General features: G+C 58.7%; 6 protein-coding genes. All 6 read left to right on the top strand.

What is annotated here, in order from left to right; all coding sequences use genetic code 11:
• Nucleotides 1-766, top strand: a 766-nt coding sequence (locus PMI21_RS19380) for an alpha/beta fold hydrolase (protein ID WP_007936392.1), incomplete at its 5' end; no start/stop codon positions are given.
• A 109-nt stretch (nucleotides 767-875) separates the two neighbouring features.
• Nucleotides 876-1787, top strand: coding sequence for an SDR family oxidoreductase (locus PMI21_RS19385; protein ID WP_007936391.1), 912 nt, complete (start codon nucleotides 876-878; stop codon nucleotides 1785-1787).
• A gap of 723 nt (nucleotides 1788-2510) precedes the next feature.
• A complete protein-coding gene (locus PMI21_RS19390) occupies nucleotides 2511-4304 on the top strand; it encodes a DUF1302 domain-containing protein (RefSeq protein WP_007936390.1) in 1794 nt (597 codons plus the stop codon).
• Nucleotides 4305-4327: 23 nt separating this feature from the next.
• Nucleotides 4328-5695: a DUF1329 domain-containing protein gene (locus PMI21_RS19395; protein WP_007936389.1), complete on the top strand. Its 1368-nt coding sequence runs from the start codon at nucleotides 4328-4330 to the stop codon at nucleotides 5693-5695.
• Between the two features lie 140 nt (nucleotides 5696-5835).
• The gene (locus PMI21_RS19400) at nucleotides 5836-8397 is read left to right on the top strand and encodes a LuxR C-terminal-related transcriptional regulator (protein ID WP_007936388.1); all 2562 of its coding nucleotides are present in this window, start codon (nucleotides 5836-5838) and stop codon (nucleotides 8395-8397) included.
• A 167-nt stretch (nucleotides 8398-8564) separates the two neighbouring features.
• A complete protein-coding gene (locus tag PMI21_RS19405; RefSeq protein WP_007936387.1) occupies nucleotides 8565-10958 on the top strand; it encodes a dermonecrotic toxin domain-containing protein in 2394 nt (797 codons plus the stop codon).
• Nucleotides 10959-10960 lie beyond the last annotated feature (2 nt).

Raw genomic sequence — 10960 nt, 5'->3', positions numbered from 1 at the left:
TTGGGACTGGCATTACCTGTGCCAGCCGCTGGCGCAGCGCTATCGTGTGATTGCCTGCGACATGCTCGGCTTCGGCGATTCGGCCAAACCGGTGAACCACCATTACAGCCTGCTGGAACAGGCCGATCTGCAACAGGCGTTACTGGCGCACTTGAGCGTCGAGCAACCCGTTCACGTGTTGGCACATGATTATGGCGACAGCGTTGCCCAGGAGCTCTTGGCCCGGCACTACGAGGCACGCGCTCATATCGCCAGTTGCGTGTTCCTCAATGGTGGATTGTTTCCCGAAACCCATCGCCCGGTGTTGATGCAAAAACTCCTGCTAAGCCCCTTGGGCTGGATGATCGGGCTAGCCTTTTCCCGTGATGCTTTGGTGAAGGGTTTCAAGCAGATTTTCGGTCCGCAGACCCGGCCCACCGAAAGTGAGCTGGATGATTTCTGGAGCCTGGTCGACAGCAATCACGGGCAGCGGATCATGCATAAATTGATCGGTTATATCCCGCAGCGGCGGGTCCAGCGTGAGCGTTGGGTCAGCGCCATGCAGCGTGGCCAGATACCGATGCGCGTCATCGATGGCGAGGTCGATCCGGTATCCGGCGCGCACATGGTGGCGCGCTATCGGCAACTGATTCCCGCTCCGGACACGATCCTGCTGCCCGAGATCGGCCATTACCCACAGATCGAAGCGCCGGCGCAGGTGCTCAAGCACTATCTGGAGTTTCGCGACCAGTTGATGTCACCGCCACTCAAGTTGGCGTGTTCCTGACTATCCCGCAGCCTTATCGCGCACCATTCAGCCGCCCCCGTGTTCATTGTGACCGGCAGCTCTGTGCCTGACACTCGCACTAATAGTCCCTGGCCTGCTGGAGTTCCCCATGAATGAGTCTGTGCGCTTCGAAGATAAAGTCGTGATCGTCACCGGTGCGGGCGGCGGCTTGGGGCGAGCGCATGCATTGCTGTTCGCCAGACAGGGCGCCAAAGTGCTGGTCAATGATCTCGGCGGTTCGGCTCAAGGTGAAGGCGCCAATGCGTCGGCGGCTGATCGAGTGGTGGCGGAAATTCGCGAAGCGGGTGGCACCGCCGAGGCTAACCATGACTCTGTCACCGACGGTGACAAAATCGTCCAGCACGCTCTCGATACGTTCGGTCGTATCGATGTCGTGGTGAACAACGCCGGTATCCTGCGTGACAAGACCTTTCACAAAATGGACGACAGCGACTGGGACCTGGTTTACCGCGTTCACGTCGAAGGCGCCTACAAGGTCACCCGCGCCGCCTGGCCACACATGCGCGAGCAAAACTATGGCCGCGTGATCTTCACCGCGTCGACCTCGGGCATCTATGGCAACTTCGGCCAGTCCAACTATGGCATGGCCAAACTCGGCCTCTACGGCCTGACCCGCACACTGGCTATCGAGGGCCGCAAGAACAACATCCTGGTCAACGCGATCGCCCCCACCGGCGGCACCCGCATGACCGAAGGCCTGATCCCGCCACAGATGTTCGAACAGCTCAAACCGGAACTGGTCAGCCCGCTGGTGGTGTACCTGGCCAGCGAGCAATGCCAGGAAACGTCGGGTCTGTTTGAGGTCGGTGGTGGCTGGATGGGCAAAGTGCGCTGGGAGCGCAGTCTGGGCGCCGGGTTCGATCCGCGGGTCGGTTTTTCACCAGAGGATGTGGCGGCGCATTGGCAGCAGATCTGTGATTTCGAAGGCGCAGCGCATCCGAAGGACAACATTGAGGCGCTGAAGGAAATGATGGAGAACTTGCAGAAGCATTCCCTCTGATTGCGCGACATCTGGCGGGGCTTGCCTGAGTCCCGTCATCTCCTGCCGATGACTCCCTGCCTGAAAAACCATCGCCCATAAAAAAGGCCGCTGCAAACGCAGCGGCCAAAGTAAGACGTGGATCCAGGAGCTACAAATCAACGTCAGTGAACACAGGGTGATGAGTCGAAAAAGTGCGCTTCAAATCATCTGGATTCTGTCGCCAATGGGGTGGTCTATCATCCCCATCGCTTCGTGCTTCGAGGCCGTCTGCCGTGAAAGCCCGGCAAGAATAAGCGATTGATCGCAAAGGAAAAATAGCGATTCCAGACATGCACTGTTACAGTCTGGGCAACAGTCTTCGGCTGACCTTTTATAGCAGCTGGCGCAGCCTGCGTTCGCTCGTAGCAGCTGTCGAGCTTGCGAGGCTGCGTTCGGCTGCGCAGCAGTCGTAAACCCTGAGTCCACAGTGTGCCTGACGGAACGCAGTGCCTGATTTTGCGACTGCTTCGCAGCCGAACGCAGCCTCGCAAGCTCGGCAGCTGTTACACCATCCAACTTCAACCATGTCCCATGCACTGCACTGATAACCCTTCATCCAGCCCATCCATACCCCGCGCAAAACCCCGTCCCATGCGGGCATTCATCCTTTGGAGGTACATCGCGAATACCTCCTTGGTGCGCTTATCGCTCCCGGCGAGCGGCAGTAGGGTGGGGCCTTCTGTCACTCACTGGGGAAGACGCATGACAAAAACAACAATGCGCGCCATCTTCAAACCGCAAGCGCTGGCCGCTGCGGTGGCCTTGGGCTGTTGTGCCCAGGCGCAGGCTGTTTCATTCAACATCGGCGAAATCGAGGGGCAGTTCGATTCTTCGTTGTCCGTCGGCGCAAGCTGGGGCATGCGCGATGCCGACAAGTCGCTGGTGGGCACCGTCAATGGCGGGACAGGCCAGTCTTCGACCGGTGATGACGGACGCCTGAACTTCAAGAAAGGCGAAACCTTCTCCAAGATCTTCAAAGGCATCCACGACCTCGAATTGAAGTACGGCGACACGGGCGTGTTCGTCCGTGGCAAGTACTGGTACGACTTCGAGCTCAAAGACGAAGACCGGGAGTTCAAGCAGATCAGTGACAGTGGCCGCAAGGAAGGCGCCAAGTCTTCCGGGGCGGAGCTTCTCGATGCCTTCGTTTATCACAACTATTCCATCGCCGATCTGCCGGGCACCGTGCGTGCCGGTAAACAGGTGGTCAGCTGGGGTGAAAGCACCTTCATCGGCAACTCGATCAACAGCATCAACCCGGTCGACGTTTCGGCGTTCCGGCGTCCCGGCGCGGAGATCAAGGAAGGCCTGATTCCGGTCAACATGCTGTTCGCTTCCCAGGGCTTGACCGATCAACTCACGGTGGAAGGTTTCTACCAACTGGAGTGGGATCAGACGGTTCTCGACAACTGTGGCACCTTCTTCGGTAACGACGTGGTGGCGGACGGTTGCAACAACAACTACACCGTCGGCAGCCCGGCGATTGCTCCGCTGGCACCGCTGGCGGCAGCCTTTGGCCAACCTATCCAGGTCACCCGTGAGGGGGTGATCGTGCCCCGTGGCGGTGACCGCGATGCCCGGGATTCGGGGCAATGGGGCGCGGCCTTGCGCTGGCTCGGTGACGACACCGAATACGGCCTCTACTTCATGAACTACCACAGTCGTACACCGACCGTCGGCACCACCACTGCCGGGCTGTCCACACTGGCCAGACTGCCGGGCATGGTCAGCGCTGCCAACCGTCTGGCCCCGGGCAGCGGTGCAGGCCTGGCCCAGAGCGTGATGCTCGGGCGCGGCCAGTACTACCTCGAATACCCGGAAGACATTCGTCTGTACGGTGCGAGCTTCTCCACGACCTTGCCCACCGGCACTGCCTGGACCGGCGAAATCAGCTACCGGCCCAACGCTCCGGTGCAGGTCAACACCAACGACCTGACCCTGGCGTTGCTCAACCCGATCGCCGGCGGCGCGGCATCGCCCATTGCGACCCGGCCTGGCGCTGACAATACCGGTTACCGCCGCAAGGAAGTGACTCAGGTCCAAAGCACCCTGACGCACTTCTTCGATCAAGTGCTGGGTGCCCAACGGCTGACCCTGGTCGGTGAAGCGGCGGTGGTCCATGTCGGTGGTCTGGAGCCGCGGAGCAAGTTGCGTTACGGCCGTGATTCGGTCTACGGCCAGTACGGTTTTGGTGGCGATACCGACGGCTTCGTCACCTCGACCTCCTGGGGCTACCGCGCCCGGGCGATCCTCGATTACGCCAACGTGATTGGCGGGATCAACCTCAAGCCCAACCTGTCCTGGTCCCATGACGTCGCCGGCTACGGCCCCAACGGGCTGTTCAACGAAGGCGCCAAGGCGGTCAGCGTCGGTGTCGATGCCGACTACCGAAACACCTATACCGCAAGCTTGAGTTACACCGACTTTTTCGGCGGGAATTACAACACCCTGACCGACCGCGACTTCCTGGCGCTGAGCTTCGGCGTGAACTTCTGATCTGGCTGAGAAGGATGATGTTAATGCGCAAGATGATTCTGCAATGCGGCGCCCTGGCACTGAGTCTGTTGGCCGCCAACGTGATGGCTGCGGTCTCGCCGGAAGAGGCCGGCAAGCTCGGCACCACACTCACGCCGCTGGGCGCCGAGAAGGCCGGTAACGCCGATGGTTCGATCCCGGCCTGGACCGGTGGCATCCCGAAAAACGCCGGCGCCGTCGACAGCAAAGGCTTCCTGGCCGACCCGTTCGCCAGTGAGAAACCGCTGTTCACCATCACCGCCGCAACGGTCGACAAGTACAAGGACAAGCTTTCGGACGGTCAGGTGGCGATGTTCAAGCGCTACCCGGAAACCTACAAGATTCCGGTCTACCCAACCCACCGCACCGTCGCCGTGCCGCCGGAGATCTACGAGTCGGCCAAGCGCAGCGCGCTGAACGTGACCACCATCAACGACGGTAACGGCCTGGCCAATTTCACCGGCAACCGCTACTACGCGTTCCCGATTCCGAAGAACGGCGTCGAGGTGCTATGGAACCACATCACCCGTTACCACGGCGGCAACCTGCGACGCATCATCACCCAGGTGACCCCTCAGACCAACGGCAGCTACACGCCGATCCGCTTCGAGGAAGAGATCGCCGTACCGCAACTGATGAAGGACCTGGACCCGGACAAAGCCGCCAACGTGCTGACCTTCTTCAAGCAGTCGGTGACCGCGCCGGCGCGGCTGGCGGGTAACGTGCTGCTGGTGCACGAAACCCTCGACCAGGTGAAAGAGCCGCGCCTGGCGTGGATCTACAACGCCGGTCAACGTCGCGTACGTCGTGCACCGCAAGTGGCCTACGACGGACCGGGCACCGCCGCTGATGGCCTGCGCACTTCGGATAACTTCGACATGTTTTCCGGTGCGCCGGATCGCTACGACTGGAAACTGATCGGCAAAAAGGAAATGTACATCCCCTACAACAGCTACAAACTCGACTCGCCGAGCCTCAAGTACGATGACGTGGTGAAAGCCGGGCACATCAACCAGGACCTGACCCGCTACGAGTTGCACCGGGTCTGGGAAGTGATCGGCACGGTCAAGCCGAGCGAGCGGCACATCTACGCCAAACGCCACATGTACCTCGACGAAGACAGCTGGCAAGTGGCGCTGGTGGACCACTACGACGGTCGTGGCCAGCTGTGGCGAGTGGCCGAAGGTCACGCCCAGTACTACTACGATCACCAGACGCCGGCCTACACCCTGGAGGCGCTCTACGACATCATCGCTGGCCGATACATTGCCCTGGGAATGAAGAACGAAGAGAAGCACAGTTTCGAATTTGGCTTCAACGCCAAGGCTGCCGACTACACCCCGTCGGCTCTGCGCGCCGAGGGCGTTCGGTAAGGGTTTTGATACATTGGCATCACGAAAGGCGACCGGTGGGTCGCCTTTTTTATGGGCGCCAATCAGCGCGCTGAATACCTCTCAACAAGCGGGTTGGAGAGGGTTAGGGTTGTCGGACAATTATAAAAAGGCACGCTGCAATGACCGCCATGACCCCGTGTCTGGACCGTTCTGGATTCCTGCCCCGCCTGTCCTCGCATCACCTGTCGCGGGCTCGCCTGACCGAGCCGTTACTGGCCTCCACGGCACGGGTGAAATTGTTCTGCGCACCCGCCGGCAGTGGCAAGAGTGCGCTGCTCGCCGAATGCTTTTTGCAGGCGCCAACCCAGTGCCGGGCGCATTGGCTGCCCTTGTCTGGCGTGGCATCGAGCGCGGCCGATTTTCGTCATCGTCTGGCTGAGGCGCTGGGGTTGGCCTCGTCGGGCGAAACCGAATTGCTGAGCAATCTGGCGCGATTGCAGACGCCGACCTGGCTGTTCCTCGATGACTACTGCCGTCTGCCGAACCCGGAGCTGGACTCGTTGCTGGATCGCATGTTGGCGATCGGCAGCCCGATGCTGACCTGGTGGCTCGGCACTCGCCGTCGGCCGCAATGCAACTGGCCAAGGTTGCTGCTCGATGATGAGTTGTACGAGTGCGAGAGCGCTTCGCTGGCTTTTACTTCAGGTGAAGTGGAGCGGCTGTTGCGTCCCTGGGTGCCTGATCAGGCCAACAAGGTAGCCAGTCGGGTCATCCAGCGCACCGGCGGCTGGTGTGCCGGTGTGCGGATCGCACTGTTGCAGAAGTGCGACTGGTCGCGTCAGGACAACCCCCAGGGACGGGCAGACACCTTGCTCGATTATCTGGAGCACGAGTTGTTCAGCTCGCTGACGCCAGAGTTGAGCGAGGCCTGGCGCGTGCTGGCCCACTTGCCACGCTTCAATGCCCGGCTATGCGATCACCTGTTCGGGGCCGGGGAGGGCGCGCAGTACCTGAGGACCTTGCAAGCGCTGGGCTGTTTTATCGAACCCTGGCGGGACTCCACCGACTGGCTGCAGATTTTCACCCCGTTCACCCAGTTGCTGCGCGATGAGCAATGGCCGGCGGGACGCTCCTGGCATCGGCGTGCCTGCCAATGGTTCTGCGCCGAGCAGGACTGGAAATCGGCCTTCGAGCAGGCATTGCTCGCCGAGGAGTACGAAGTGGCGGTCAGCCTGTTGCAACACTTCAGTTTCGAACATTTGTTCGAGGAGCAGACGGTGGTGCTGCTGTTGCGTTTGCATGAGCAACAAGGCGAAGAACTGACACTGGGCAGCCCACAGTTGGTGGGATTGATTACCGCCGCGCTGCTATTTGCCGGCCGTTTCGAACAGGCGACCACCTGCATCGCTCGTTTGGCGCATTTCATGCCTCAGCCCTCGGCGGTGCTTGAGCGGCGATTGATTGCACGCTGGCAGGCCCTGCAGGGTTGGTTACTGCATTTGCAGGGGCGCATGGAGCTTTCTCGCGCGCACTTTCTTGACGCGTTGAGCGCACTCGATCCCGACTGTTGGACGGCGCGGTTGATGTGTTTGTCGGGGTTGACGCAACAGGCATTGCTAAGGGGCGAACTCGACGTGGCGCAAGCCCATAACCGTGAGGCCTTGTGCCTGGCGCGGGCGCAAGGTTCGCTGGTGTTCGAGGGCCTGATGGAACTCGATCATGCGCAATTGCTGGAGCAACGGGGCGCGGCGGTGCGGGCCGAAAGCCTGCTCCGCGATATCGATGAGTTGCTCTGCCAGCGTTCGGATCGACCTGCACCCTTGCTGGGACGAATCGCGTTGCGTCGAGGGCGTTTGGCCCTGTGCCTGGGTGCAGATGAACGTGCGGCCGAGTTTTTTCAGGCGGGCCTGGACGATTGCCTGCGCAACCATGACAAGCGCGTGTTGTATGGGTATCTCGGTCAGGCGCAATTGGCGGCCAACCGGGGCGATTACACTCAAGCCTTTATACGATTGCGCGATGCCGAACGACTGATGCAGCAGCGGCAGATTCCGGACACGGTTTACCGGGGCGTGTTATTACAAATCAGCAGTCATTTCTGGTTGCAACAGGGACGTGCCGAACTGGCGCGCGAGGCCTTGAGCCGTGTACTCAAGCACTATCGCGGGCCGCAGGCGCGACAGGCCCCCCCGGCCACTCTGGAGCTGATTCCGCACATTGAATATTTGTTGATTATCGCCAGAGATCGGTCAGAGCCGGATGCAGTCGATGCTGCACCACAGCTTGAGTCATTGATGAAGCAGGCGCAGGCGCGCGGAATGTTCGCGCTCGCCACCGAATTACAACTGGCCCTGGCCGAAGTGCTGTGGTGTGACGGTCACACCACGAAGGCCATTGATGTGTTGCAGGAGGGTCTACGCAACGTTGCGCGGTATCAGACACTTCAGGTGTTAAGTGAGTTGCGTCAGCGTCAGCCATTACTGTTACACGATGAGCAGGCTTCTCTATTGTCTTGCCATCAACTTTGCAATCGTGCGGATGCGACAGAAATATTAAGTCAGCGAGAGCTGCAAGTGCTGAAGCTGATTGCACTCGGCCATTCCAATCAAGAAATTGCCGATTCACTGTTTATTTCATTGCATACTGTTAAAACCCACACTCGGCGAATACATGGAAAACTGCGGGTCGAACGCAGGACGCAAGCGGTGGCGAAGGCCAAGCTGCTAGGTTTGTGGGATTGATTCTGATGATGGGGGTATCATTGGTCTTTATTTAAAAGTTAATATTTTACATGCGGTTTAAGTTGTAAATAATTAGTGTTACTTGGCTGCTTTGGCGTGTTGTTGTCCTAGGTTAATTTGCTGGTGTGAGTTTTCGCTCCGTTATTTAAATTTCCAGGGATAACAGTATGAATATGTTGAACAAGTATCTACCCGTTGATGTCGGCAATCGCCCGCAATGGCTTGAGCGTGCCAGTGTTAACGAACAAGGGCACTATGGCGAACTGGAACAACAATTAATCGCCAGTCAAACCGATCTGGACAAACAACTGGGTGATCACGCGAGCGTGCAGACTTACGCAAAAAGCGTGGCCAGCCAGCTGTTGCAGTTGGAATTTGGCAGCACGCTGGATCCCGACAACCTGATGACCACCAGCCGTTACATCTTCGATGTGGCCGGGGGCCGAATCACACAGGAAGACAAGCGTTCGCTGACGGATTTGCTGCTGTGCGGCCTGCACGAAGAGGGTCGGCGGGGCTGGATCACGTTTGAAGGTGAAGGCCTTCCTTCCGGATTAAACCAGCAATGGCTGGAGGAAGTGTTGACCGAAGATGTGCGCGCCGCCTACGGTGCCGCATACCGGCCTATGTTCCAGCGCAGTGAGGTGGTCACCGCCATGGCCCGCATCACCCGGGATCAATTGCTGCTGAGTGCCTTTGGCGCGAAGCTCCAGGGGCATCTCGACGACGCCAGTCTCCAACGGGTTCAACGTGCTGTGGACGGGGATGCGAACCTGATGATCGCGCCATTACAGTTACGTGACGATACTCGCCCACTCTTGGAACTGGTTGCCATTGGCCGCCGCAGCCCCAGCCAGGACGACTGGCTGCTGTATGCTCCCGATTCGCCTGGCGGTCAGGACTGGTACCAATTGCCCTCCCTTAGGCAATTGAGCTTTGAAATCGGTGGTTGGACGGCAACGTCCGAGGGGAATGACTACCTGCTATGGCGCTCCCACGCACTGGATCGCGAGGCCATCAGCGGTTATATGAACCAGGTTTCCAAACTGCCCAATCTATGGCGTGGCGTTTCGCTTGCGCCCACCCCTTACACAGGGGACGAAGTTCTGAATACCGTTGTTTACAACTATCGGGCCTGGCTCGTGGCTCAGGAAGAAAGTCACACCCCCTATGGTTATCGGACCGCTACACAGCAGCAGCGCCAGCATTTCACCCGGATGAATTGTGAACTCCGGGCATTGAAAACCATTGAAGTACGTGAAGGCGGGTTTATCAGTTATGAGCGTTTTTGCCATCAGTTGATCAAACAGCAGATTGAAGAAGTTCTCCTGTCCAGAGGCGAAAAAGTCGCTATCGACCCCGACCGGATTTTCGTGGAAGTTGAACGGGGCCAACAGATGACACTGACCCGGCTGATTGCCGACGAGGTGCATTTTTATTCTGATAACGCAGCCCGAGACGGTGTCCCGCGTTTCACAGAGGCAACTGACCATCCACCCATCACCAAGCTCTCTATTCACGAAGTTGCCGCTTGGTCGCGAACGCTGCGCCCGGGTGAAAAGTACATCGACATGTTGCGTGCAACGCACATCGACCGTTCCAAAGGCTTTTTCAAGCAGCAGCTATACAGCGCAATCATGCAATGCCAGATGCGCGTGGCAATCATGCAGGCGCTATTCACAGGCCGTCTGGTTCGGGAACACTTCGATGAGTTGATGAAAGTTGTCGCGGCGTTTGACTCTGCGCAAGCGGACGGGCCTGTGGGCGAATCGCCTGGCGATGTGCGACACAGTGCTTTGTTCAAACTCCATCTCAAGGGGCGCCTGATGGTCGGGGCGTTCGTCTTCAGGCTGCACGTTGCCGGGAAGATCGAGGAATATCTGTACACCCCGGATGCACCGGACGGATGCGAGCTGCGGCCGTTCAAGGATTTTGTGAGTGCGGTGAAAACCCGTGGCCTCGGTGATTACTTCTATAATCGGTCATTTGCGAAATACCAGCCGGAGGTCGGTACTTACCTGACGAATCTGGAGCAGGTCGCCAACTTTACCGAGGCGCCAACTCTGGAACGTAATAGTCGGATCACGGATTTGTATTGGTGTTATTACGACGTATTGAACAAGGTCATCTCTGACGTCGACGAGAAAACGCAAAGCCTTGAAGAGATCATCACCGGTCTGGTGTACGACGCCGTCGTTTCGGCGGTGGGTGTTATCGCCATTGTCTATGCCCCCGTCGGTATCGCGTTGAGCGTCGCCTTGTTTACTCAGAATCTGGTGCAAAGTGTTCATGCCTATACCGATGGCAATCGGACCAAGGCCCTGAAGCATTACATCAAGGCGGTGGTTGAGTTGGCTTCCCTGGCCAAGGGAATTCGAGGACTGTCGCAGGTTACCAAGTTGCAGAAAGACCTGATCGGTCTGCTGGGTGATGTGTATACCGTGGAAAAAATGTTTGCCGAAATATCCGGGCAGCCTCGATTGCATGAGCGGGCGCTGGAGGTCATTCAGGAGGTTCTCGACGACCCAGAGAGCATCACGAGCAAAACCACGATCGGGTAAGG

Origin of the sequence: Pseudomonas sp. GM18, from assembly GCF_000282195.1 — a bacterium.
In the GTDB taxonomy this organism is placed as follows: Bacteria; Pseudomonadota; Gammaproteobacteria; order Pseudomonadales; family Pseudomonadaceae; genus Aquipseudomonas.
This window is presented reverse-complemented; position numbering and strand designations above follow the sequence as displayed.